Raw genomic sequence first — 24,866 nt, 5'->3', positions numbered from 1 at the left:
CGCCGGCAAAGAGCCAGAGGATCGTGTAAGAATATTTCTCGGCGCTATATGATTATTCCGCGCCTGACTGTGGCATCAGGCGACAAGCCCTTCCTCCACCTCGACATCGACCGGCGCGCCATCAGGACCGATCAGCTCATGCGCGGTGCAGTAGCGGCCGACATTGAGCGTTTCGGCATAAAAACCCCACCATTGGGTCCAGAAGGCGGCTGGCATGAACCAGATGTCGAAAAAGACGTCGGGCATCGCCTGCGTGCTGCTTTTCTCGGTCATACTCTCTCCATAAGGCGTGCGGCGCGACACCCCTATACGCATGATCCCCCGCGGAGTTGCGCGCGTCTGAAGGCAGATGCGCATGTTTAACATGGCTGCAACCCGCTGGCAAAGCAGGGGCGATGACAGAAGCGGCAAGGCACCCTACATCCGGGACATGCCGGTCGCCCTCCCCGCCATCGTCGACAACTGGTTCGCCACGCGGGGCTGGCACCCGCGACGGCATCAGATGGATATGCTGGCGGCGGCGGAACGCGGCGACCATGCGCTGCTGGTCGCCCCCACCGGGGCGGGGAAGACGCTGGCGGGCTTCCTGCCGAGCCTCGCCGACCTGATCGCCAATCCGACCGACCGGCTGCACACGCTCTATGTCTCGCCGCTGAAGGCGCTGGCGGTCGATGTGCGTCGCAACCTGCTGACGCCGATCGAGGAGATGGGCCTGACCATCAGCGTGGAGACGCGCACCGGCGACACGCCATCGGATCGCAAGGCGCGGCAGCGGGTGCGCCCGCCCCAGATATTGCTGACTACGCCCGAATCGCTGTCATTGCTGCTCAGCTACCCCGATGCGGCGCTGCTCTTTTCCGACCTGAAGACGGTGATCGTCGACGAGGTCCATGCCTTTGCCACGCAGAAGCGTGGCGACCTGCTGAATCTCTCCATGGCGCGCTTGCAGGCGATCAATCCGGCGCTGCGCCGCGTCGCCCTGTCCGCCACCGTGGCCGATGTCGATGCCTATCGCGCCTGGCTGGCGCCCGATGGCGATATCGGCGCCGTGACGCCGGTCATGGGCGAAGCGGGCGCCGAACCAAACGTCGCCATCCTGATTCCCGAAGGGCGCGTGCCATGGTCTGGCCATTCGGGCAAATATGCGGCGAAGCAAGTGATGACGGAGATCGAGGCGCGGCAGACCACCCTCGTCTTCTGCAACACGCGCGGCCTCGCTGAACTCATCTTTCAGGAACTCTGGTCTGCGAACGACGCCAACCTGCCGATCGCCATTCACCATGGCAGCCTGTCGATCGAGGCGCGGCGCAAGGTCGAGTCGGCGATGGCGGCGGGCAAGCTGCGCGCGCTGGTGGCGACCGCCAGCCTCGATCTGGGTGTCGACTGGGGCAATGTCGATTGCGTGATCCAGATGGGCGCGCCCAAGGGAAGCTCGCGCCTGCTCCAACGGATCGGTCGCGCCAATCACCGGCTCGACATGGCATCGGAAGCGGTCCTGATTCCCGGCAATCGCTTCGAATATCTGGAGGCGCGTGCGGCGCTCGATGCGGTCGAAGCGGGCGAGCGCGATACCGATGATTTCCGCGCCGGCAGTCTCGACGTGCTGGCCCAGCATGTGATGGGGCTCGCCTGCGCCGGGCCGTTCCGCGCGGAAGATTTGCTGGCGGAGGTGCAATCCGCCACCCCCTATAGCGCGCTGACGCCGGAAGCCTTCGATCATGTGCTGCATTTCATCGAGGGCGGCGGCTATGCGCTGCGCGCCTATGACCGGTTCAAGCGGCTGACTCAGGACACCGATGGAAGCTGGCGCGTATCGCACCCCCGCTTTGTCCAGCAGCACCGGCTGAACGCCGGCATCATCGTCGATCAGCCCGCGCTCGCCGTGCGTTTCGCCAATGGGCGCAAGCTCGGCACGGTGGAGGAAGGCTTCGCCGCCACGCTGACGCCGGGCGACAGCTTCTTCTTCTCCGGCATGGCGCTGGAGGTGGTGCGGATGGATACCAGCGATCTGGTCGTGCGCGCGACGTCGAAACAGGCCCGCATCCCCAGTTGGGGCGGCACCCGCATGGCCATGTCCACCCGGCTGGCCGATCGGGTCCGGCATTTTCTGGCCGAGCCGCAGGAATGGCATCGCTTTCCTGAAGATGTCCGCGAATGGCTGGAAATGCAGAAGCTGCGCTCCACCCTGCCCCAGCCCGGCCAACTGTTGATCGAGACTTTCCCGCATGAGGGGCGCCATTACCTCATCTGCTACAGTTTCGAGGGCTGGAATGCGCACCAGTCGCTCGGCATGCTGCTGACCCGGCGGATGGAGAGTCAGGGGCTGATGCCGCTGGGCTTCGTCTCCAATGATTATGCGTTGGCGGTCTATGGCATGAAGCCGGTCACCGATCCCAAAAGCCTCTTTTCAGCGGACATTCTCGACCATGAATTTGTCGACTGGGTCGAACAGTCGAGCCTGCTCAAGCGCGCCTTTCGCGACGTCGCGGTGATTTCCGGCCTGATCGAGCGCCAGCATCCTGGCAAGCGCAAGACCGGGCGGCAGGTCACCTTCTCCACCGACCTCATCTATGACGTGCTGCGCAAATATCAGCCCGACCATCTGCTGCTCAAGGCCGCGTGGGCCGACGCGCGCGCACGGATGACCGATGTGGGGCGGCTGGGCGACCTGATCGACCGGGCGAGCCAGACCATGCTGCATGTGACGCTGGACCGGGTCAGCCCATTGGCGGTACCGCTACTGATCCTGATCGGCCGGGAGCATGTCGCGCAGACGGCCGCCGAAGATGTGCTGTTGATGGAGGCGGAAGCGCTGGTGGCGGAGGCGATGCGGGCGGATTGATGCTTAAGTTGATCGGGGCCAAGTAAATGTCCATGATCCTGTAATGACGATCTTTTCCTTGCGGAGCCTGCCGCTCCTGCTCGCCCTGTCGCCCCTCCCCGCCATCGCGGCCGAACCGGATTTCTTCGGCGCGGCGCTGTGCCAGCCGCCCTATTCGCTTGGCAACGCCACCGCCCTGTATGAAGCGGCGGAGAAGATTGCGAAGCCTGATACGTCAGGCCTCGGCGCGGCCATCTATCATTTGCGCAAGCCGATCGAACGGGATGGGTTCGTCACGCAAGATGTGATGTTCGGCGGCATGGCCGTGGGCGTCCTGATTCAGGGTGAGGTCGCGGCCCAACTAGCGGAGCGCTACGATCTCAAACCCGAATCGAGCCGGCTGCTGGGCAGTTCCAGCCTCGGTTTTGCGCGGCTATTGCCGGATGCTGATCAGGGTATGAAGGACATGGGTCTGATCGCGATCGTCGCGCGACAGGGACCGGCGCTGAAAGGGCGAACCCTGCTCGCCTGCGAATTCGTATCGGATGAAGACCGCGTAACGATGGAGGAACTGGAGGGCGCGACCCCGGACTGATCGACTAGCCGCCGTCAGGCCCTTCATCCTCCCGGATGCCGCCGCAGCCCTTCAGGGTCCCCTCGCCAAAGGCAATCTGCACCCGGTCGGACCAGATGGCGTCGCTCATGCCGTCGCTGCACGGCCCCTGCGTCGCGGTCAGGGTGAAGCCTTCGCCCAGATAGCGGACCGCTCGATCATCCCCGTCATGCACCACGCTGTATCGCAGCGGCCGATGATCCGGTCGTTCTAGAAAGGCGGTCGATCCGCGTATCGTCACGGCCCAGAAGGGTTCGGTGCCAATCGCGCGATAATCGGCCAGCGTTGGGCGGCGGAGTGGTGTTTCACGTGAAACCAAGGGCTTGGCTTCATCGACCGGTGGAGGCATCGGCGCGGGTAATGGTGCCACGCTCTCGTTTGCGACGCTGTTGTTGATTGGCGCAACCACGTCCGGCGTGGCCTCGGTTCGATTCGCGGCTGGCTGCTCGCTCCCGCATCCGCCGATCATCAGCAGCGGAAGCAGCAGCCAGCGCGTGTTCATGCGCCGACAGCGTCGCGACGAAAGCAATCGGCGGCATGGTCGTTCACCATGCCGATCGCCTGCATCCAGGCATAGACGATGGTCGGCCCCACGAATTTGAAGCCGCGCGTCTTCAAATCCTTCGAGATGGCTTCGGACAGGTCGGTCTTAGCCGGGAAATGCACACCGTCGTTGCGGATCGGCGTCCCATCGACAAAAGCCCAGACATAGGTCGAGAAATCCTCGCCCGAATCGCGCATGGCACAGAAAATCTGCGCGCCGCGAATTGTCGCCTCGATCTTCGCGCGGGCGCGCACGATGCCGGGGTCACCCATCAGCCGTTCGACGTCCCCTTCGCCAAAGACCGCCACCTTGTCTGGATCGAACCCAGCAAAGGCGGCGCGGAACGTCCCGCGCTTGCGGAGGATGGTGATCCAGGACAGGCCCGCCTGAAACCCCTCCAGCATCAGCATTTCCCAGAGCATGCGCGAATCGCGCTCCGGCACGCCCCATTCCGAGTCATGATAGGCGCAATAGAGCGGATCGGCCGCACTGACCCAGCTACAGCGTGTCAGCGCGGCGTCGCTCATGGCTCAGACGTCCAGATTGGCGACGTTGAGCGCATTGTCCTGAATGAACTCACGGCGCGGTTCGACCACATCGCCCATCAGGCGGGTGAAAATTTCGTCGGCGACGTCCGCCTGCTCCACCTCGACGCGCAGCATGGAGCGATTGTCCGGATCCAGCGTGGTTTCCCACAGCTGTTCCGCATTCATTTCGCCCAGACCCTTATAGCGCTGGATGGCCAGCCCCTTGCGCCCGGCGGTCAGGATCGCGTCGAGCAACTCGCTCGGCCGGGTAACGACTGCGCCCTTTGCCGGTGCGGCGGGCAGGTCGTCGTCGCTGGCTTCGGCCGCCAGCGCCTTGACCGTGATCAGGCGGCTCGGCGTCAGATAGCTGCCGGCATCTTCGGCGGCGATGCTGTGCAGCTTGCGCGCCTCGGCCGATCCGACGAAGCCGGCCTCGATCACATGATGGTCGGTGACGCCGCGCCACAGCCGCTGGAAATGGAAGCCGCCCTCTTCGGCGACGATCCCGCTCCAGCGCCCTTCGGCATCCTGCGCGCCCATCCACGTCACCGTGGCGGCCAGTCGCTCGGCCTGCGCGTCCGCCGACAGTTCGGGATCGAGTGCGCCATTCAGGCTCAGCGCCTCGATGATGGCGGGATTGTAGCGGCGCGGCACATAGCGCATCACCGCGCGCATGCGGCGGGCATGTTCGATCAGGCTGCGCAGATCTTCGCCGGTGCGCGGTCCGCTGCCGGTTTCCAGCGCCATCGATTCGACGCCATTGTCGACCAGATATTGCTCCAGCGCCGCTTCATTCTTGAGGTAGACCTCCGACCGACCGCGCGTCGCCTTATAGAGCGGCGGCTGGGCGATATAGAGATGCCCGCCCTCGATGATCTGCGGCATCTGGCGGTAGAAGAAGGTCAGCAACAGCGTGCGGATATGCGCGCCGTCGACGTCGGCGTCGGTCATGATGACGATCTTGTGGTAGCGCAGCTTTTCCAGATTGAAATCGTCACGGATGCCGGTGCCCATCGCCTGAATGAGCGTACCGACTTCCTTGGACGACAGCATCCGGTCGAACCGGGCGCGCTCGACGTTCAGGATCTTGCCCTTCAGCGGCAGGATTGCCTGATTGTGGCGGTTGCGGCCCTGCTTGGCCGAACCGCCCGCCGAATCGCCTTCGACCAGAAACAGTTCGGACTTGGCAGGATCGCGTTCCTGACAGTCGGCCAGTTTGCCGGGCAGCGAGGCGATGTCCATCGCGCCCTTGCGTCGGGTCAGTTCACGCGCCTTCTTCGCGGCTTCGCGGGCGGCGGCGGCGTCGATCACCTTCTGCACGATCATCTTGCCGTGCGCGGGATTCTCTTCCAGCCATTCGGCCATCTTGTCGGCCATCAGGCTTTCGAGCGGCTGGCGCACTTCCGACGACACCAGCTTGTCCTTGGTCTGGGACGAGAATTTGGGGTCGGGCAGCTTGACCGAGACGATCGCGGTCAGGCCCTCGCGCATATCCTCGCCGGTCAGCGACACCTTCTCCTTTTTCAGCGCACCCGACTTTTCGGCATAGCTGTTGAGCGTGCGGGTCAGCGCCGCGCGGAAGGCGGCGAGGTGGGTGCCGCCGTCACGCTGCGGGATATTGTTGGTGAAGCAGAGGACGTTCTCATAATAAGAGTCGTTCCACTCCAGCGCGACGTCGATGGTCACGTCGTCGCGGGTGCCGGCGATCGCGATCGGATCGGGCATCAGCGCATTCTTGTTGCGGTCGAGATATTTCACGAAGGCCGCGATGCCGCCTTCATAATAAAGCTCGACTTCCTTCTTCTCCTCATGGCGCGCATCGACCAGGAACAGGCGCACGCCGCTGTTGAGGAACGCCAACTCGCGATAGCGATGCTCCAGCTTCTCGAAATCATATTCGGTATGGTTCTTGAAGGTCGCACCGTCGCCAGGCGCCTTCTCGGTCGAGGCGAGGAAGGTGACGCGCGTCCCCTTCTTGCCTTCTGGTGCCTTGCCGATGACCTTGAGCGGCGCGGTGGCGTCGCCATAGGCGAAGCGCATCCAATGCTCCTCGCCCTCGCGCCAGATATTGAGGTCCAGCCATTCGGACAGGGCGTTCACCACGGACACGCCCACGCCGTGCAGGCCGCCCGACACCTTATAGGCATTGTCGTCGCTGGTATTTTCGAACTTACCGCCCGCGTGCAGCTGGGTCATGATGACCTCGGCCGCCGATACGCCCTCTTCCTTGTGGATGCCGGTCGGGATGCCACGGCCATTATCCTCTACGCTGACCGACCCGTCGGGGTTCAACGTGATGGTGATCAGGTCGCAATGCCCCGCCAGCGCCTCGTCGATCGCATTGTCGCTGACCTCGAACACCATATGGTGCAGGCCGCTGCCATCGTCGGTATCGCCGATATACATGCCCGGCCGCTTGCGGACCGCATCCAGCCCTTTCAGCACCTTGATGCTGTCGGCGCCATATTCATTGCTGTTGGGGGAATTCACGGGTTCTTCGCTCATGCCGAGCATATAGGGAAAGCGCCCACGAAACTAAAGCGAAACATGGCGGCTTTCGCTGGCATCCGGCGCGGTCTATCATGGCTTTCATGCGTGCCGTCCCTGCCCTGCTGATCCTGCCCCTTCTGGTCCTTGCCGGCTGCTCGCGCAGCAGCGACGTCTATGAGGAATTGCCCAACAGTTCGCTGGCCGGTGCCCCGCGGGAAGAGGTGCCCGAAAGCCGCATGGATGCGCCGATCGCGCGACCGGTGACGATCGGGGAAGATGGATCGCGGATGGATGCATGCGGCGGTCTGGGGCAGGTGACGCGCGCCGGATCGGGCGGCCTTCCGCTGCGCGCCGCGCCCTTCGACGATGCGAAGGCCATGACATCGCTGGCAGAGGGGCAGCGCGCTTTCATCTGTACCCGCAGCCTCGACCAGAAATGGCTGGGCGTGGTCGTTCCTCCGGCCCGCTTACCCGGCGAGCCTGCCGAAGGGGTCGATTGCGGCGTCACTTCCCCCGTGGATCGCAAACAGCCCTATAGCGGACCCTGCTCCAGCGGCTGGATTGCCAGCGCCTATGTCCGGTCGATCGCGGGCTGACGGATCATTCGATCCCGGTAAACACCAGCTTCTGCACCCGCCGCCCTGTATTCACTTCGGTCGCGTAGATATTGCCTTCGCTGTCGGTGTCGATGCTGTGCAGCCAGGTGAATTGCCCCGCCTGCCGCCCGACCCGGCCGATCGCGCCCAGCACTTCATGCGTTTTGCGCTCCAATATCCAGATGCGCCCGTTCATCATGTCGGCGACATACATGTATGTCTGCGCTGGATCGGGGGAAAAGGCGATGTCGGTCACCGTATGGGTGCCGCCCGTGTCCGGCGCGATGGCGAGGTCGCGCACGAAGGTCAGACCGCCATCCTTCTCCCGCCTGAACAGTTGCGCGCGGTTGTTGTTGCGGTCGCAGACATAGAGATACCCATCGCTGGTCGGGACGACGCAATGGACGATGCTGCCGAAAATGGCGGCTTGGGGGTCCGCGATCTGGCGGGGGTCGACGGCATGGCTCTGGTCGAACGCGCCTTTCAGCACCGGCCCGCTGGGCGGCTTGCCATAGGCGCCCCAGCGGCCCTTATAGGCATTGCTCTTCGCGTCGAAGCCGATGACGCGCCGGTTGGTATAGCCGTCCGACATCAGCACCATGCCATCGCTATGGTTGACGTCGGATGGATTGCCCAGCTGGTCGGTCGCGTCATTGCCGCCGGTCTTTTCCCGCCGCCCGAAGCTGCGGATATAGCGGCCTTCGGGGCTGTAGTTCAGGACGACATGGTCGCCCTTGCCATTGCCGCCGAACCAGACGCTGCCCGCCTTGTCCACGAAAATGCCGTGCAGGCTGCTCGGCCACTGGCTGACGCCGTCGATGCTCGGTGCGTTTGCCGTCCCGCCCCATCCGCCGAGATAGCGGCCATCCTTGCCGAAGCGCACCACCGGCGGCGCGGGCTTGCAACATGTTGCGATCGGCGGCGACTGCGCAAGGCCGGTGTCGGTGGCGGTCAGGCTGTGTGGGCGATGAACGACCCAGACCGAATCGTCCGGCCCCACCGCCACGCCGCTCACCTGCCCCAGCAGCAGGTCGTCGGGCATCGCCGGCCAGGCAGCATCGACCTTGAACCGCGGCATCTTCGTGCCAGCCGGCGCCACCTGCTCGAAGGCGAGCGGGGCGAGAGCGGGTGGAACGGACGCGGCGGTCAGCGGCAGGATGAGGGCGGCGGCGAGGAAGGGGCGCATGGGACGGAAGGCTCCTTGATCGGGTGGGCGCACCGGATCATGCCCGTCTGCCTGCCCCGGTCAATCGCCAAATGCCGAATTTCAAAAGGAAAAGGACCGGCCGACAATGACGGGTGTCGGCCGGTCAGAGGGCATATCGTCAGGCCTGAGCCGGACGCTCTGCCGGGGCAATGCGGAAGAAAGGCAGGGCGTGATGGACGATCCAGCCGATAGCCGCGGCATAGAGGATAGTGCCGACGCCCACGGTTCCACCCAGCATCCAGCCGATCGCCAGCACGCCGATTTCGATACTGGTGCGCACCCATTTGACCGGCCAGCCGGTGCGACGGCACAGGCCGGTCATCAGCCCGTCGCGCGGCCCCGGTCCCATGCCCGCGCCGATATAGGCGCCGCCGGCAATGCCGTTCAGCACGATCCCGGCGATCAGCCACAGGCCGCGCATCGCATAACCTTCCGGCGTCGGCAGGATCGCCAGCGACAGGTCCACCACCGTGCCGATCACCAGGATATTGGCGACCGTGCCGAAACCGGGGCGCTGGCGCAGTGGCCACCACAGCAGCAGCACGATCGCGCCGATCAGGTTGACCGTCATGCCAAAGCTGAGGCCAAGGCGCGGGGCAAGGCCCTGATTGAGGACATCCCACGGCGACAGCCCCAGATTGGCGTGCAGCATCAGCGCCATGGAAAAGCCGTAGAGGGCAAGGCCCCAGAAGAGCTGGAACAGGCGCCGGAAGAGGATAGGCTGCATCATGAAGAGGCTTATTCCGTAAAATTGGCCTTTCCCAAAAGGACCAATATGGCATAAATGGCCTTGATTGATCGGCAAACTGGAACGCCTGCCATGTCCACTTCCCTGCTTCGTCCCCCGTCTCTCCTTCGCCTGCTTGGCGCCTGGCGCGCGCAGGACAGCGCAGAGCCGGCCTATCGCCAGCTGGCGCAGGCGCTGCGGATGCTGGTGCTCGATGGCCGCGTGGGTCTTAACGTCCGCCTGCCGGGCGAGCGGGAACTGGCGGCTGCGCTTGGCCTGTCGCGCACCACGGTTGCGGCGGCGTTCGACCGGCTACGCGACGAAGGCTATCTGGAAAGCCGGCAGGGGTCGGGGAGCGTCACCCGCCTGCCTGCCGGCAGCGCTGACATGTCGCCGGACGAACGCGACGTCAGCGCTGGTAGCGGCAATTTGCTCAACTGGACCCATGCCGCTCTGCCCGCCGCCCCCGGTGTCGCCCGCGCCTATGCCCATGCGGTCGAGGCGCTGCCGGCCTATCTGGGCGATCTGGGTTATGATCCGCTGGGGATAGCCGTGCTGCGCCGCGCGATCGCCGCCCATTATGAACGGCGCGGTTGCCCCACCCATCCCGATCAGATCATGGTCACCAACGGCGCGCAGCAGGGCTTTTCGCTGCTGCTCAAATGGCTGGCGGGGCCGGGCGACCGGGTGGTGATCGACCACCCGACCTATCATAATGCGATTCAGGCGTTGCAGCGCGCCCATGTCGTGCCGGTGCCGGTCGGCCTGCCCGCTCAGGGTTGGGATGTCGACGCGATGGAGGCGGCCTTCCGGCAAACCAGCCCCCGTTTCGCCTATGTCATCGCCGATTTCCACAATCCCACCGGGCGCAGCATGGACCCGGCCACCCGCCGCGCATTGGTTGCGGCTGCCATACGCAACCACACGCCGCTGATCGTCGATGAAACCATGGTCGCCATGGGCCTGGACTTCGCGCCCCCGCCGCCCGTCGCCATGCACGACCCATCGGGGCGGCAGGTCATCACGCTTGGGTCGGCCAGCAAGATTTTCTGGGGCGGTCTTCGCGTCGGCTGGATTCGCGCCGATCCGCAGACGGTCGCGGCGCTCGGCCGCCTGCGCACGACGATGGACATGGCCAGCCCGGTGGTGGAGCAGATTGCCGTCGCGCAATTGATCGACGCTGATGTGGGGCTGGGCGAACGGGCCGGCATGTTGCGGGCGCGGCGCGACCATCTGCTGGGCCTTATCGAACGGCGCCTGCCCCATTGGCGGGTCGAATCGCCGGCGGGCGGTTTGTCGCTCTGGGCCGAACTGCCGCGCGCGGAGGCGACGGCGCTCGCTGCGCTGGCCGAAAGTCTGGGGGTGCGCATCGCCGCCGGGCCGCGTTTCGGCGTCAGCGGCGCGTTCGAACGCTTCATGCGCCTGCCCTTCACCCTGCCCGAAGACCAGCTGGAGGCTGGGGTGGAACGCCTGGTCGAGGCCGACGCCCGCCTCCACGCCCGGATGCCCAAGGGCCGCGATTCCCTCGCCATGGCGCTGGATGCAGACCGGCTGATCTAACGGAACAGCACCACGTTCCGTCATCCCAGCGAAGGCTGGGATCTCACTTCTTCCGGCGCAACGCTGGGACTAAGAAAAAGAGATGCCAGCCTTCGCTGGCATGACGAAGGAATGAAAAAGGCCGCGTGGACATGCTCCACGCGGCCTTTTCATGGTCGATAGAAGGCGGTTTTAAGCGGCCGCCTTGCTCGCCTTATAGCGTTCGATCGCTTCCAGCGTGATCTGCTTGGCGTCTTCCGCCCCGCCCCAGGTACCGATGCGCACCCACTTGGTCTTTTCCAGATCCTTATAGTGGGTGAAGAAATGCTCGATCTGCTCCATCACGATGCCGGGCAGGTCGTCCTTCTCGCCGACATCGGCATAATAAGGGAAGGTCTTGTTATCGGGCACGCAGACCAGCTTTTCGTCGCCGCCGGCTTCGTCTTCCAGGTTCAGCACGGCGATCGGGCGCGCGCGCACCACCGATCCGGGGACGAAGGGCGAGCGGGCGATGACCAGCGCGTCCAGCGGATCGCCATCGGGCGACAGCGTGTGCGGCACGAAGCCGTAATTGGCCGGATAGCGCATCGGCGTGTGCAGAATGCGGTCCACGAACAGCGCGCCGCTCGCCTTATCGAACTCATATTTCACCGGCTCGCCGCCGACGGGGACTTCGATGATGACGTTCAGGCTGTTGGGCGGATCGTCGCCGACCGGGATCAGTTCGATGTTCATGGAAACGCCTTCTGCTTCATGTTGCGTTGCGGGTGAGTCACGTTCTGGCTTTGAGCAGCTTGTCGAGGCTGCCTTCACCCTCTCCTGTCTTTTCGAGGCGCGGATAGCGCAGCCCGCCCGAATAATCGAGTGTCAAAGTGCGATAGTATTTATCCTGCTTTAGGATGATCTGGATCGGCGTCTTGGCCTTGATCGCGGCCTTCCAGACATCGCCCGAAAACTCGTCGCCATTGACCGCCAGGATCTTGGCACCCGTCACCAGACCGGCCTTGAACGCCGCGCTGTCCCAGATGATGCCGCTGATCTCACCGTCATTCTTGACGATCGCGCCGATGCCGAAGCTCTGGTCGACCATCTTGTTGGCGCCCTCGGCCGCCTTGGTGATCGCGCCCGGTTCTTCGCCATAGACCAGCTTGTATCCGCCCAGGATGAAGCCGCCCTTGGGCGTTTCCCTGGTCGTGCTATCCACATATTTCTGGAAGAAGCCGGCCCAGTCATAGGGCGCGATGTCGTTCAGCGTCTTGATGACGTCGCCGCGATTATAGACGACCTGACCCCAGTCGCCCGGATTGATCCCGAAGAATGCCTTGGCGAAATCATCGAGGCCCTTCTTGCCGCGCGTCGCCTTGGCAATGATCGCGTCGGCCTCCAGCCAGATCATCAGGCCTTCATTATAATAGTCCTCCGATCGCTGCCAGCTGGCCCAGCCCTTGGGCCGGCGGGCGGAAATGACGGGGTCCAGCGTGGTGTCCTCCATCGGGCGCCACTGCCGACCGACCGCCGTGTCCAGCTTCGCTGCGATCTGGGCATAGGCGTCCAGCGTTTCCTGCTTGCTGAACATGCCCGACCGCGCGCCCAGCACATAGCCCCAGAATTGCGTCTGCCCTTCATAGACCCACAGCAGATTATCCTGCATCGGCACGTTGAAATCGGGCGTCCACAAAAGGTCGGGGCGGCGGAACTTGCCGTCCCAGCTATGGGTGAATTCATGCGGCAACAGGTTGCGGTCCAGCAGCGCCTCGCCCTTGTCCCAGCTCTTGAAATAGCCCGGCTCGACCTGATTCTCGGACGAGCGATGATGCTCCAGTCCGATCCCGCCCATCTCGTCGGTGATGGCCAGCAGGAAGTCGTAGTGATTGAAATGATAGGTGCCGAACAGCGAGCCGGCCTCGGCGACCAGCTTCTTATGTTTGGCGATCTGTTCGGGCTTGAAATCCAGTTCGTCGGCATCGTCGGCGACCAGGTTCAGCGTCACATTGCTGCCAAGGTCCACCGCCTTGAAATGGATGCCGGCGAACACTGGCGAATCCTGCAAGGCTTCATAATCGATCGTCTCATAGGCGACGCTGTTGCCGCTCTTCGTCCCGCGCAGCGCGGTTGCCGCCTGCCAGCCGGCCGGATAGGTGACCGTTGGCTGGATCGGGATCTGCCTTGTATAATATCCGGCCGGGTAGAGCGACACGCTTTCCCATTGGATGTTCAGCATCTTGGGCGTCACCACCACACGGCCCTGATTGGGCTGGGTCGCGGACAGGAACTGGAACTGCGCGACGATTTCGGTCGCGCCCTGCGGCACGTCGATGGTGAAGGCATAGACGTTCAGCGGATCGCGTTTCCACGCGACGGTCTGGCCATTGGCGGTGAAGGTCAGGCCGGTCAGCTTCTCGATCTGCCCGCGCGGCGCATGATTGCCCGGCAGCCAGGCCGGCATCATCAGCGTCAACGGACCGGCCGCGGCGACCGGAATGGTTTCCTTCACGCGGAAGATGCGCTGGGTGGTATCGGTCGCATCGACCTCCAGACGGATGGTGCCGCCGGGATAGGCTATGTCCTTTGGTGCAGGTGCGCCGCTGTCGACGGGCAGCGCGGTCGGCCTGGACCGGATCGCGTCCTGCGCGAAAATGGGACTGGCAATGGCCGTGGAAAGGCAAAGCGCGGCAGCGATGCTGCGGATCATGAAGGTCTCCAGAAATTTGGCGGGGCCGGACAGCCCTTATGCCTTTAGCATGGCGAGCGAGGACGGCGGCGTCCACCCCCTGATGGACGGCCATAAAAAGCGCGTTTCCAAGGGGGTGAATTGCCGTTAAAGGCGCTGCCCCATGGCGAAGATCGAAACCCCGCGTCCGGTACGCGGCACACAGGACATGTTGGGCGGCACGGCCGAGGCGTTTGCGGAGCGGTTCGCCCATGTGGTCGCGACGTTCGACCGGGTGCGCAAACTCTACGGTTTCCAGCGGGTCGAAGTGCCGGTGTTCGAATCCACCGCCGTTTTCGCCCGGTCGCTGGGCGAAAGCACCGACGTCGTCTCCAAGGAGATGTACACGTTCGAGGATCGCGGCGGCGACTCCATCACCCTGCGCCCCGAATTTACCGCCGGCATCAGCCGCGCCTATATCACCGAAGGCTGGCAGCAATTTGCACCGCTCAAGGTCGCGACCCACGGGCCGCTGTTCCGCTATGAGCGCCCGCAAAAGGGCCGCTTCCGCCAGTTTCATCAGCTCGACGCCGAAATCCTCGGCGCAGGTGAGCCGGGCGCGGATGTGGAACTGCTCGTGCTGGCCGACCAGTTGCTCAAGGAATTGGGCGTGGCCGATGGCGTGACGCTCAACCTCAACACGCTGGGCGACGGGCCGAGCCGCGATGCCTGGCGCGCCGCGCTGATCGCGCATTTCGAAGCGCATAAGGATCAACTGTCGGACGACAGCGTCGAACGGCTCGCCAAGAACCCGCTGCGCATCCTCGACAGCAAAGACCCGCGCGACCGGCCGGTCGCCGACAGCGCGCCGGACATCGACGCCTATCTGACCGACGAAGCGCGCAGCTTTTTCGAAAAGGTGACGAGCGGCCTCGACGCGGCGGGGGTGGCTTGGGAACGCAACGCCCGGCTGGTGCGCGGCCTCGATTATTATCGCCACACCGCGTTCGAATTCATCACCGACCGTCTGGGCGCACAGGGCACCGTGCTGGGCGGCGGCCGTTATGATGGTCTGATCGAGAATCTGGGTGGTCCTTCCACCCCGGCGGTCGGCTGGGCGGCGGGGATCGAGCGGCTGGCGATGCTGGTGGAGGCACCTGAGTCTTATGGCCCAGAATTTGCCATCGTTCTTGAAGACGATGCGCTTGTCGATCTCTCCACTTGGTTGGTTGCTCAGATGCGACGTCACCATATCTCTGCTGAGGTTGTTGCAACCGGCTCCGTTCGCAAGCGCTTCGACAAAGCGATGAAACTCAATCCGGTTTTCGCGTTGATCATCAATAGTCAAATGTTACAGCCATCCGAAAAGGCCAACATCCGGTTGAAGCAAATTCGGCAGGGTTGGTCAGTTCAGATGGAAAAGATGGACGCCATCGTAGGGTGGTTGATGTCGCAATACCGACTGACAGGAGGTGCTATGGACCTCTTTCAGGGACGTGAAATCACGTTGACCGCCAACTAATGCACATATCCGCCGAACGCATCGCGCAGATAGAGGCGCGCCGGGACGAGGTGCAGGCGGCGATGACGCGCGCCGACCTCACGCCCGAAGCGTTCGTGAAGCTGTCGAAGGAATATGCGGAGATCGAACCGGTCGCCCGCGCCGCGCATGAAGTGCGCCGCCTGCGGCAGGAACTGGCTGCGCTCGATGTGATGGCCGGCGGCAGCGACGATCCCGACGCCGATCCGCTGATGCGCGAAATGGCACAGGAGGAAATGCAACTGATCCGCAGCCAGTTGCCCGACGCCGAACGGGCGCTGGCGCTGCAACTGCTGCCCCGCGATTCCGCCGACGCGCGCCCGGCCATGCTGGAAATCCGCGCCGGCACCGGCGGCGACGAAGCGGCTTTGTTCGCCGGCGACCTGTTCCGCATGTATCAGCGCTATGCCGATACGCAGGGCTGGAAGATGGAACTGCTCTCGGCCAATGCGTCCGAACAGGGCGGGTTCAAGGAAGTCGTCGCCAGCGTCAACGGCACCGGCGTCTTCGCCAAGCTGAAATTCGAAAGCGGCGTCCACCGCGTCCAGCGCGTCCCCGCGACCGAAAGCGGCGGCCGCATCCACACCAGCGCGGCGACCGTCGCCATCCTCCCCGAACCGGAGGAAGTGGACGTCCAGATCGCCGACAGCGACCTGAAGATCGACATCTACCGCGCGTCCGGTGCCGGCGGCCAGCATGTGAACACCACCGATTCTGCCGTGCGCATCACCCATCTGCCCAGCGGCATCGTCGTGACGCAGCAGGACGAACGATCGCAGCACAAGAACAAGGCGAAGGCGATGCAGGTGCTGCGCGCCCGCATCTATGAAGCCGAACGCGAACGCACCCAGAGCGAACAGGCCGGCGCGCGCAAGGCGATGGTGGGATCGGGCGACCGCTCCGAACGCATCCGCACCTATAATTTTCCGCAGGGCCGCGTGACCGATCACCGCATCAACCTGACCCTGCACCGCCTGCCCGAAATCCTGGAAGGACCGGGCCTGTCCGACGTCATCAACGCGCTGGTCGCGGAGGATGAAGCCGCGCGGCTGGCCCAGCTGGACGGGGTGGGGTGACAGATTTAGCCCCTCCCTTTCAAGGGAGGGGTTGGGGTGGGTGGCGAGCGGAGCGAGCCTGCGGCCTCAACCGAGCATCTGAGGATCAAGGCATGACCACCATCCCCGAATCCCTGCGCGCTGCAACTGTCCAACTCGCTGTCGCAAGCGACACCGCGCGGCTCGACGCCGAACTGCTGATGGCCCATGCGCTCGGCCTGTCGCGTGGCGACATGCTGTTGCGCCAGCGCGACCTGACCGTGCCCGAAACATTCCCTGCTTTGCTCTCCCGGCGGCTGGCGGGCGAGCCGATCGCTCATATCACCGGCATGCGTGATTTCTGGACGATCAGCCTTGCCGTCACGCCCGACACGCTGATTCCCCGCCCGGACAGCGAGACTCTGATTGAGGCGGCGGTCGATCACTTCACCGGCCGCGCGCCCGCGACCATCCTCGACCTCGGCACCGGTTCCGGCGCACTGTTGCTGGCGGCACTGGCGCAATGGCCGCAGGCGCGCGGGCTGGGCATCGACGCCTCTCCCCCTGCCCTCGCCGTAGCACAGGGCAATGCCGACCGGCTTGGGCTGGGCGACCGCGCTGATTTCCGTCTCGGCGACTGGGCGCAGGATGTGGATGGCCCGTTCGACCTGCTGCTCATCAATCCGCCCTATATCGTCGCGGACTTCGCTTTGTCCGGCGATGTGCTGCGCGAACCGGCCAGTGCGTTGTTCGCCGGCGCCGATGGCTTGGACGATTATCGCCGCATCGCGCCCGACCTGCCCCGCCTGATCGTGCCGGACGGCATTGCCGCGATCGAAATCGGCTACGACCAGAAGGACAGCGTCTCCGTCCTGCTGCGCGAACAGGGGCTGGTCGTCGCCGTCCGGCATGATCTGGCAGGGCATGATCGCTGTCTCATCGCTACCCATCCCGCCTGAACAAGGGTTGATTTACCATCGGACAAGCGAAAATTGCTTGGTTTCTCGGTGGAAAGCCATTACACCGACTTCAGGAACGGCTCTATCTTGTGACATGATCGTTTAGATCGTTGATAGAAAAGGCCGTTTTCCTAGCTCCTTATAGTCATGACGGCGCTCGCTGCGCAGGCGCCGGTGGCAGCTGGGGGAATGATCCGAAGGATCATGCCTGGCGGAGCCGTATACGGCCTGAAGAGCAGGCTGTGCTTGGGGATGGCGACTGAACAGTGTTTTCAGTGAATTTTGTCATAGCGAACGCAAGGATCATGTCTTGATCAACAACCGGCAGGCCGGCCGCCGCAATCGCGGCCGGAACAATAACAACGGACGTCCCAACGGCAACAATCGGGGCGGTGGCGACAACGGTAACCGCATCGACAACCGCGCACGCGGCAACGCGACCCAGCTTCTTGAGAAATACAAGAATATGGCGCGCGATGCCCAGATGGCGGGCGACCGGGTCAACGCCGAATATTATCTGCAATTTGCCGATCATTATTTCCGCGTGCTCGCCGACAACCGCGCCCGTCAGGAGGAGCAGCAGCAGCGCTTCCGGCCCCGCGACGAGAATAATTTCGACGAGGATGGTGACGATTTCGACACCGGCTTTGACGGCAATGACGATTTCCGCACCGACGCGCAGCCGCAGTACGACCGCACGCCGCGCGAACAGGGCCAATATGATCGCGCCCCGCGCGATCGTTCTGATCGCCAGGAAGACAGTCGCGATGGCCGTGATCAGCGCGACAATCGTGAAGGTCGGGCTCCGCGGAACACCGACCGCCGCGATCGTCCCCGTCGCGACCGCTTCAGTGCGGACGGCGCTGCGCCGCAGCAGGAACTGGGTGTGGAAGGTCCGGCGGGCAATCCCGCGCTCGACGCACCGCAACCTGTAGCCAAGCCCAAGCCGCAGCTTCGCCCCCGCGCCGAGGCCAAGCCCGAAGCGCAGCCGGTGACCGCTGTCGAACCGGAAGCCGGCGAGGCCGAAGCGCCCCGCGCCCGTCGCGGTCGCCCGCGCAAGGCTGCGGCTGAAGAGGGCAATGAAGGGCTGGACCTCGCCGTTCTGCCGCCCTCGATCGCCCGTGCCGACAATGACGCCGAACCGGCCGAGGACGCCCCCAAGAAGCGCACCCGCCGCCCTCGCGCGGCGACCGAAGCCGCCGAATAAGCGGCCCACGGGACGAAATCAGGGGACGGCGCCACCACGCGCCGTCCCCTTTTTCATGTCCGCATCTTTTCAGGCGCGCGCGACAACTCTGCTTTGCAAGTCGCTCGCAATCCGGCACAAGGTCTTCACATATCTGGAGAGTTGCCGATGAAAGCCGCGCACCTGCTGTCCCTGCTGCTGACCGCCCTCCCCGCCTCCGCTTTGGCTCAAGGCCAGAATGCGGCAGATCCTACCGGAGCCACGGCACAGGGTGATGTCGCCGTCACCATCTATAATGGCGGCCAGTCGCTGGTGCAGGATGATCGGCAATTGGCCATGACCGCCGGCCGCAACCGCATCGAATTTCCCGACGTATCCGCCCGCATCCGCCCCGAAACGGTCAATCTGTCCGGCCCCGGCCTCGCCATCGTCGAACAGAATTTCGACTATGACCTCCTTTCTCCCGACAAGCTGATGGACAAGGCGGTCGGGCAGGAAGTGACTTTGGTGCGCACCAATCCGGCGACCGGCGCGGAAACGCGGGAACGCGCCAAGGTGCTGGCAGCCAATGGCGGCATCGTGCTGCAAATCGGCACCCGCATAGAGGTGCTGCGCGACGATGGCCTGCCGGTGCGCGTGGTGTTCGACCGGGTGCCCTCCAATCTGCGCGCCCGCCCGACCCTGTCGGTCACGGTGCAGGCGGATCGCGCCGGCACGGTGCCCGCCCGCCTCTCCTACCTCACCCCGAATCTCGGCTGGACCGCTGACTATGTCGCGCTGTTCGACGCGGCGAAGGGGGCGATGGACATGCAGGGCTGGGTCACGCTCACCAACAATACGGGCACGACCTTCACCAATGCGAAGACCATCCTGGTGGCGGGCAACCCCGCCAATGGCGGCGGCCGCACCAACTGGTGGCAGGGATCGAGCGGTGCCATGGATCAGGCCGGCACCGAAAGCGGTCCACGCGAGCGGCTGGGCGATTATTATCTCTACCCGCTGGCCGCCCGCACCACGATCGCCAACGCCCAGCAGAAGCAGGTCAGTTTTTTCGATGTTAAGGGCGCCCCGGCCCGCGCGACCTATGAATATGTCAATGGCTGGCTCGGCAGTTCGGCCGAACCGATGAGCGCGTCGAGCGTCCTCAAATTCTCGACGTCGAAGGACGGGGGCCTGGGCGACCAACTGCCCGCCGGCACGATCCGCGTCTATATGCGCGACGCGCGCGGCAATCCGCAATTCATCGGCGAAAACAGCATCGACCATACGCCGATGGGGTCGTCCATGGCGCTGCGCACGGGCGAAGCCTTCGACGTCAAGGTCCGCCCGACCGTGGAACAGCGCACGAAAAAGGGCGGCAGCCGCTGGGAAACCAAGATGCGCTACACACTGACCAACGCCCGGCCCGAAGCGGTGACGATCGACCTGGCGCAACAAGGGCTATGGGGCGACACCCGCGTCACCGCCCAGAGTCTGGGGGGGCAAAGTCTGGAGGGCAAACGCATCTCGGCCGACCGGATGGAATGGAGTGTCCCGGTGCCCGCCAACGGCACGGTCGATCTCAGCGTCACCTTCGATTCGCGCTACTGACCGGAGCGGCGCCCGCGTGTCGCGACTCCTGCTCCTTTTCCTGTTCTGGGCGATCGCGCTGCCGGTTCAGGCCGGCACGATCATCTCCCCGCGCGCCGATTCGGTATCCGTCACCGTCTATCGCGCCCCCGGCCGGGCGAAAGGTGCGATCGACCGCAACTGGCCGGGCGGCTATGCCCTCATCACCGAAATCCGCGAAGTCGATCTGCCACAGGGCGAATCGACGATCCGGTTTGAGGGCGTTGCCGAAGGACTGATGCCCGAAACCGCGATTCTTGCCGGCATGCCGCGGGGCGTGCGCGAAAAGAATCGCGACGCCCGCCTCCTCTCGCCCGCCGGACTGGTCGACGCCTATCTCAAGCGCAGCGTCACGCTGCGCCGCACCGATCGCAAGACCGGTAAGGTGACGGAACAGGACGCGATCATCAGCGCCGGGCCGATGGGCGGCGTCATCGTCCAGACGGCACAGGGCTATGAGGCATTGGGGTGTAGCGGCCTGCCCGAACGCATGCTCTATCCCCGCGCGCCCGCCGACCTGTCGCCGCGCCCGACCTTGTCGGTGATTGCGACCAGCGACCGGCCCACCCGCGCCAGCCTGGAACTCACCTATCTGGCCGAGGGGTTCGATTGGGCTGCCAACTATGTTGCCGACATGAAGGATGATGGCCGCACGCTCGACCTGATGGCCTGGCTGACGGTCGCCAATGGCGGCGTCACCGGCTTTGCCGATGCGCAGTTGAACGTCATCGCCGGCCAGCCCAACAAGCAGCACCGCGCTATGCAGCCCCGCCCGACCGGCGGCCCGCTGCGCCTGCAATGCTGGCCGATGGACATCACCAGCACCCATCCGGCGTGGGAATTATTCCCGATCCAGCTGACCGAACCGATGATGATGGAAGGTGCACAGGACATCATGGTGACGGCCCAACGCCGCACGAACCGCCTGTTCGCGCCAGCGCCGGTCATGGCCCCGCCGCCCCCGCCTCCTCCCCCACCCCCCCCGCCTCCCGAGGATGTCGGCGACCTCAAACTCTATCGCGTGCCCGTCACCGTCGATGTCACGGCCAAGGCGCAGAAGCAGGTCGCGCTGCTGCGCCAGCCGGGCGTGAAGGTGGAGCGGCTCTACGTCGCCAATATCTTTGGCGCGACCAACGGGGCGATCCCCATGACGCTGCGGCTGCGTGTCCAGAATCGCAAGGAAGACGGGCTTGGCCTCGCCATGCCATCGGGCCAGGTCGCGGTGTTCGAGCAGATTGCGGATATGCGCCTGCTCGTGGGCGAGGCGGATGTCGGCGACAAGGCGGAGGGGGAACGGGTCGACTATGATCTGGCCGCCAGCCCTGACGTCCGCATCCTCGTCCGCCAGACAGCGCAGACCCGCAAGAATCGCGACTGGACCCTGACGCTCAGCAACGCCCGTCCCTTCCCGGTCGAAGCAGAAGTCACCATCCCCCACGACATCAGTCCGCGCCCGACCAATATGGAACGGCGCGGCAACGACTGGATCTGGCGCATGACGATACCCGCCAACGACGGGATCGACTGGTCCTACCGCGAAGCACTGCGGCAGTAGGGAAAATAATCCAAGATTCGTTCGCTGCGAGCGAAGCCGAGAAGCCGCTAGGACAATGCTTCCCGTTTCTCGACACGCTCGAAACGAACGGCGTTAGTGGAAAGCTTGACGTTAATCTGGCCGGGCAGTCAGATCACAGGCAAGGGGCGTGGCCGGTGCTGCTTGTCCAGCGCGACGAAGGTGTAGACGCCGCTGGTCAGCATCACCTGTTCCATGGCGATACCACGCGTTGCCACTACGTCGATGCGGATCGCCACCGACGTCCGGCCCCGCCTTTCCTCCTTGGCATAAACCGACACGACATCGCCCAGCAGGATTGGCGTGATGAAGGTCATGCTCTCGATTGCCACGGTCGCCACCGCGCCCTGGGCGATTCGCGATGCGACGATGCCGCCGGCAATGTCCATCTGGCTCAGCACCCAGCCGCCGAAAATATGACCATTGGCGTTGATGTCGGTCAGATGCGGCACCAGCCGCAACACGACCTCACCCCGCGGCTCGTCTGTCACTGTCTCAGTCGTCAAGCGGTACCTCGTCCTTCAGCCGGTCCATCACCTGTTCGTCATGCCCGGTCCCGCTCGACAGGAAGGTCAACGCCATCAGTCCGGTACCCAGCATGAAGGTCAGCCATACCCCCAAAATGGTTGCGATCACCATGTGAATCGGCAGTTCGCCCGACCGGAGGTGCAGAAAGACCAGGGCGATCCCGACGCACACCGCACCGCCCAGAGCCATCCATGCCATGATGCGCCGGAACCGTGCCCAGGCGGTCGCGGCAATTTGTGGATCATCCAGGGCCTGTTTGCGTGTCATCGCTTTATTTTGCGCGACGAAAGTGGGATCATCAAGCGCCCATGGGAAATGTCTCGGACAAGGAGAGTGGTCATGACCATTGCAGCGATTTTGCAGGGCAAGAGCGACGTCATCAGCGTGCATCCGGACGATAGCGTGCAATCCGTCGTGCAATTGCTGTCGGAGCGGCGAATCGGCTGCGTGCCGGTGGTCGACAATGGCCAGGTGGTCGGCATCTTCTCCGAACGCGATCTTGTCTATCGGGTCGCGCAAGACGGGGCGGCGGCGCTCGACCACAGCGTGGGCGAAGTCATGACCGCGCCGGCCATCACCATCGCCGACGATACGCCGGTCATCCATGGCCTGTCGCTGATGACCAAGCGGCGCATCCGGCATCTGCCGGTGGTGGTCGATGGCGCGCTGGTCGGCATGATCTCGATCGGCGATCTCGTCAAATATCGCATCGACAGCATCGAATCGGAAGCGGCCTCACTGCGCGATTATATCCAGACGGCGTGAAAGGGCAGGGCGTCCGCTCTTAGAGCAGCTTTCGATCCGACTGCATCGGCTCGGCTGCTCTAAGTTTTTGGTTTACCGCATTTTAGCTGCGCTGGCCTTACGGCTCCGAGACAGCAGGTGATTCCACCTGCTTAGAAAATGCTTTATGCGGGCGCCTGCACCGGCGGCGCGCGGCGAATGACCAGTGCTACCAGTTCCATCACTGTGCCGCGCGCGCACAGCATCAGCGCGGCAAGGAAGGCCAGTCCGCCCGCCGGCACCAGCAGGGCGAGCCGCACCGGCGCAACCAGCGGCGGCAACAGCCGGTCGATCGCCATCACCACGCCCGCCATCAGCACGGCGCAGCCCAGTCCTGGCGCCGCCGCGCGAATCAGGTCGGCGAATCGCAATCCCATGGGGCCGCCGGCCAGCCGCGCGGTCACGGCCGTCAGAACCGGGAAAGCCGCCAGCCAGGCCCAGGCCAGCCCGATCGCCCCGAACCGGATGCCGATCAGGAAGGCGAGGGGCATCAGCACCGCGCCCACCGCCGCTACCCGCGCCGTGGTACCGGGCCGGCCCAGCGCATTGCTGACCGGCGCGAACATGACCTGCAACGTCATGAACGGCATGGCGAGCGCAAGAATTGAGACGAACGGCGCCATTTCCAGCCATTTCTGCCCGAACAATGTTTCGACCAGCGGCTCGGCCGTCACCGCCATGCCGAGGTAAATGGGACAGGTCAGCAGCAGCAGCAGCTTCACCGCCTTGCAGAAGGACCAGGCCACACGACTCACATCCTTCTGCATCCGCGCATAAGCGGGGAAAGCGACGTCGTTGAGCGGCGGCACGAATTTGCTGACGAAAATCTGGGTCAGGAACAGCGCCTCGGCATAAAGGCCCAGCGCATGCGGCTCCAGCATGCGGCCGCCGATGAAGATGTCGGCCTGGCTCTGGACGATCCAGAACAGTTGGCCCCCCAGCAGCGATGCGCCATAGGCAACCATCGCGCCGGTGCCGCGAAAATCGAAACTGGGAACGGGCTTGAATCCGGTGGCGATGACATAGCCGATGGCTTTCACCCAGAAACCGGCGATCGGTGCCCAGACCAGCGTCCATACCCCCCATCCCGACAGTGCGCCGGTCAGCGCCATGGCGGCCGACGCGATCGCGGCGATCAGGTTGACCAGCGCGGGCCGCTTGAAATCCAGCGCCCGGCCCATGATCGCTTCGGGCACGGAAATGAAGGGCGTGGACAGATAGAGCAGGGCCTGTACCCGCAGCAGGTCGGCGACCATCGGCTGGGCATAATAATCGGCCGCCAGCGGCGCGATGGCAAGTTGCAGCAGGGCCAGCGCGCCATTGAGCAATAGCATGATGGTAAAGGCCTGCCGCAATCGGTGTGGTTCGACCTTGTCCGACTGGACCAGCGCGCTCACCAGGCCATAGCCGTTCAGGAAAGTGGCGAAGTTCAATATCACCTGAGTCATGGCGAACAGGCCATAATCGGCAGGATCGAGCAGGCGGATGACGGCCAGCGTCACGACCCAGCTCATCATCTGCGACAGGATCTGGCTACCCGATCGCCAGAAGATGGCACTCCTGATGCGTGCGCCGAAACCCGCGTCATTCGCGTCGGCATCTTGCAATGTCATTCCGTCGATCTTCCCGTCATTCGTTCACCGGTGACTCGGCTTCTAACGCCCAACCCCCAAAAATTTCTGAAATAAAATTGCAAAAAGGGTTTGACGGGTCAGCCGGACCCGCCTAGAGGGCTTTTCACCGGACGGGGCGCTGCCAACAGGGAGCGTTCGGAACGGTCGCCAACATGATCGGGACGCACTCCCCTGGAAAGGTTTTCAGGGAAGGATGGCTGTCCCGCTAAGGTTGTCGGTTCTTTGACATTGTCGGTTAGATGAAGGGACATGTGGGCGGCGGCTCGGTGTTGTGGTGGCTTCTAGGCATCACGGACATCGTAAAAGC

Annotated in this window: 22 protein-coding genes; 11 read left to right on the top strand and 11 right to left on the bottom strand. The window is 64.2% G+C overall.

The window, feature by feature from the left end; genetic code table 11:
- Positions 1 to 75 precede the first annotated feature (75 nt).
- The gene (locus RQH62_RS17270) at positions 76 to 273 is read right to left on the bottom strand and encodes a hypothetical protein (protein ID WP_311269964.1); all 198 of its coding nucleotides are present in this window, start codon (positions 271 to 273) and stop codon (positions 76 to 78) included.
- 157 nt (positions 274 to 430) lie between these two features.
- Here RQH62_RS17270 and RQH62_RS17265 point away from each other — a divergent pair, with 157 nt between their 5' ends.
- Positions 431 to 2,842: a ligase-associated DNA damage response DEXH box helicase gene (locus tag RQH62_RS17265; protein ID WP_311269963.1), complete on the top strand. Its 2,412-nt coding sequence runs from the start codon at positions 431 to 433 to the stop codon at positions 2,840 to 2,842.
- A gap of 43 nt (positions 2,843 to 2,885) precedes the next feature.
- The gene (locus RQH62_RS17260) at positions 2,886 to 3,416 is read left to right on the top strand and encodes a hypothetical protein (RefSeq protein WP_311269962.1); all 531 of its coding nucleotides are present in this window, start codon (positions 2,886 to 2,888) and stop codon (positions 3,414 to 3,416) included.
- Positions 3,417 to 3,420: 4 nt separating this feature from the next.
- Here the strand turns inward: RQH62_RS17260 and RQH62_RS17255 are convergent, their stop codons facing one another.
- From RQH62_RS17255 to gyrB, 3 genes are read right to left on the bottom strand one after another with little or no spacing between them, the layout of a single operon-like run.
- A complete protein-coding gene (locus RQH62_RS17255; RefSeq protein WP_311269961.1) occupies positions 3,421 to 3,936 on the bottom strand; it encodes a membrane-like protein in 516 nt (171 codons plus the stop codon).
- Positions 3,933 to 4,505 (bottom strand): DNA-3-methyladenine glycosylase I, encoded by a 573-nt coding sequence (locus tag RQH62_RS17250; RefSeq protein WP_311269960.1) that lies wholly within the window; start codon positions 4,503 to 4,505, stop codon positions 3,933 to 3,935. Before RQH62_RS17250 ends, RQH62_RS17255 begins: the two co-directional genes overlap by 4 nt.
- A 3-nt stretch (positions 4,506 to 4,508) precedes the next feature.
- Complete coding sequence (gene gyrB / locus RQH62_RS17245; protein ID WP_311269959.1) at positions 4,509 to 7,010, bottom strand: DNA topoisomerase (ATP-hydrolyzing) subunit B; 2,502 nt, start codon at positions 7,008 to 7,010, stop codon at positions 4,509 to 4,511.
- Between the two features lie 86 nt (positions 7,011 to 7,096).
- On the opposite strand from gyrB, the gene RQH62_RS17240 reads away from it, so the two are divergent.
- Positions 7,097 to 7,591, top strand: a complete 495-nt coding sequence (locus RQH62_RS17240) for a hypothetical protein (protein WP_311269958.1) — start codon at positions 7,097 to 7,099, stop codon at positions 7,589 to 7,591.
- Positions 7,592 to 7,595: 4 nt separating this feature from the next.
- On the opposite strand, the gene RQH62_RS17235 is transcribed toward RQH62_RS17240, so the two are convergent.
- Positions 7,596 to 8,777 carry a hypothetical protein gene (locus tag RQH62_RS17235; RefSeq protein ID WP_311269957.1) on the bottom strand — a complete coding sequence of 394 codons (1,182 nt, stop codon included), beginning with the start codon at positions 8,775 to 8,777 and terminating at the stop codon, positions 7,596 to 7,598.
- A gap of 139 nt (positions 8,778 to 8,916) precedes the next feature.
- On the bottom strand, positions 8,917 to 9,528 hold the full coding sequence (locus RQH62_RS17230) for a YitT family protein (RefSeq protein ID WP_405053566.1): 612 nt from the start codon (positions 9,526 to 9,528) through the stop codon (positions 8,917 to 8,919).
- Positions 9,529 to 9,618: 90 nt separating this feature from the next.
- Between RQH62_RS17230 and RQH62_RS17225 the strand changes: the two genes are divergently transcribed.
- Positions 9,619 to 11,085 carry a PLP-dependent aminotransferase family protein gene (locus tag RQH62_RS17225; RefSeq protein ID WP_311269956.1) on the top strand — a complete coding sequence of 489 codons (1,467 nt, stop codon included), beginning with the start codon at positions 9,619 to 9,621 and terminating at the stop codon, positions 11,083 to 11,085.
- A 171-nt stretch (positions 11,086 to 11,256) separates the two neighbouring features.
- On the opposite strand, the gene ppa is transcribed toward RQH62_RS17225, so the two are convergent.
- Both ppa and RQH62_RS17215 read right to left on the bottom strand, forming a co-directional pair.
- Positions 11,257 to 11,799: an inorganic diphosphatase gene (gene ppa / locus RQH62_RS17220; RefSeq protein WP_311269955.1), complete on the bottom strand. Its 543-nt coding sequence runs from the start codon at positions 11,797 to 11,799 to the stop codon at positions 11,257 to 11,259.
- 37 nt (positions 11,800 to 11,836) lie between these two features.
- Entirely contained in the window at positions 11,837 to 13,756 is a 1,920-nt protein-coding gene (locus RQH62_RS17215; RefSeq protein ID WP_311269954.1) for a peptidase M61, read from the bottom strand.
- 142 nt (positions 13,757 to 13,898) lie between these two features.
- On the opposite strand from RQH62_RS17215, the gene hisS reads away from it, so the two are divergent.
- From hisS to RQH62_RS17185, 6 genes are all read left to right on the top strand, one after another.
- Positions 13,899 to 15,236 carry a histidine--tRNA ligase gene (gene hisS, locus RQH62_RS17210; RefSeq protein WP_311269953.1) on the top strand — a complete coding sequence of 446 codons (1,338 nt, stop codon included), beginning with the start codon at positions 13,899 to 13,901 and terminating at the stop codon, positions 15,234 to 15,236.
- Positions 15,236 to 16,330 (top strand): peptide chain release factor 1, encoded by a 1,095-nt coding sequence (prfA, locus tag RQH62_RS17205; RefSeq protein ID WP_311269952.1) that lies wholly within the window; start codon positions 15,236 to 15,238, stop codon positions 16,328 to 16,330. Before hisS ends, prfA begins: the two co-directional genes overlap by 1 nt.
- A 92-nt stretch (positions 16,331 to 16,422) precedes the next feature.
- Positions 16,423 to 17,247: a peptide chain release factor N(5)-glutamine methyltransferase gene (gene prmC, locus RQH62_RS17200; protein ID WP_311269951.1), complete on the top strand. Its 825-nt coding sequence runs from the start codon at positions 16,423 to 16,425 to the stop codon at positions 17,245 to 17,247.
- Positions 17,248 to 17,557: 310 nt separating this feature from the next.
- Positions 17,558 to 18,454, top strand: a complete 897-nt coding sequence (locus RQH62_RS17195) for a DUF4167 domain-containing protein (RefSeq protein WP_311269950.1) — start codon at positions 17,558 to 17,560, stop codon at positions 18,452 to 18,454.
- Positions 18,455 to 18,601: 147 nt separating this feature from the next.
- Positions 18,602 to 20,023, top strand: coding sequence for a DUF4139 domain-containing protein (locus tag RQH62_RS17190; RefSeq protein ID WP_311269949.1), 1,422 nt, complete (start codon positions 18,602 to 18,604; stop codon positions 20,021 to 20,023).
- A gap of 16 nt (positions 20,024 to 20,039) precedes the next feature.
- The gene (locus RQH62_RS17185) at positions 20,040 to 21,596 is read left to right on the top strand and encodes a hypothetical protein (protein ID WP_311269948.1); all 1,557 of its coding nucleotides are present in this window, start codon (positions 20,040 to 20,042) and stop codon (positions 21,594 to 21,596) included.
- Positions 21,597 to 21,724: 128 nt separating this feature from the next.
- Here RQH62_RS17185 and RQH62_RS17180 read toward each other — a convergent pair whose 3' ends face one another.
- Complete coding sequence (locus RQH62_RS17180) at positions 21,725 to 22,105, bottom strand: hotdog domain-containing protein (protein ID WP_311270050.1); 381 nt, start codon at positions 22,103 to 22,105, stop codon at positions 21,725 to 21,727.
- 4 nt (positions 22,106 to 22,109) lie between these two features.
- On the bottom strand, positions 22,110 to 22,409 hold the full coding sequence (locus tag RQH62_RS17175; protein ID WP_311269947.1) for a hypothetical protein: 300 nt from the start codon (positions 22,407 to 22,409) through the stop codon (positions 22,110 to 22,112).
- 72 nt (positions 22,410 to 22,481) lie between these two features.
- Between RQH62_RS17175 and RQH62_RS17170 the strand changes: the two genes are divergently transcribed.
- A complete protein-coding gene (locus tag RQH62_RS17170; protein ID WP_311269946.1) occupies positions 22,482 to 22,907 on the top strand; it encodes a CBS domain-containing protein in 426 nt (141 codons plus the stop codon).
- Between the two features lie 143 nt (positions 22,908 to 23,050).
- Here RQH62_RS17170 and RQH62_RS17165 read toward each other — a convergent pair whose 3' ends face one another.
- Complete coding sequence (locus RQH62_RS17165; RefSeq protein ID WP_311269945.1) at positions 23,051 to 24,538, bottom strand: lipopolysaccharide biosynthesis protein; 1,488 nt, start codon at positions 24,536 to 24,538, stop codon at positions 23,051 to 23,053.
- Positions 24,539 to 24,866 lie beyond the last annotated feature (328 nt).

It is taken from the genome of Sphingobium sp. WCS2017Hpa-17 (assembly GCF_031843765.1).
Lineage (GTDB): Bacteria > Pseudomonadota > Alphaproteobacteria > Sphingomonadales > Sphingomonadaceae > Sphingobium.
Note: the sequence above shows the minus strand (reverse complement) of the source record. Positions and strands in the feature narration are given on the sequence as shown.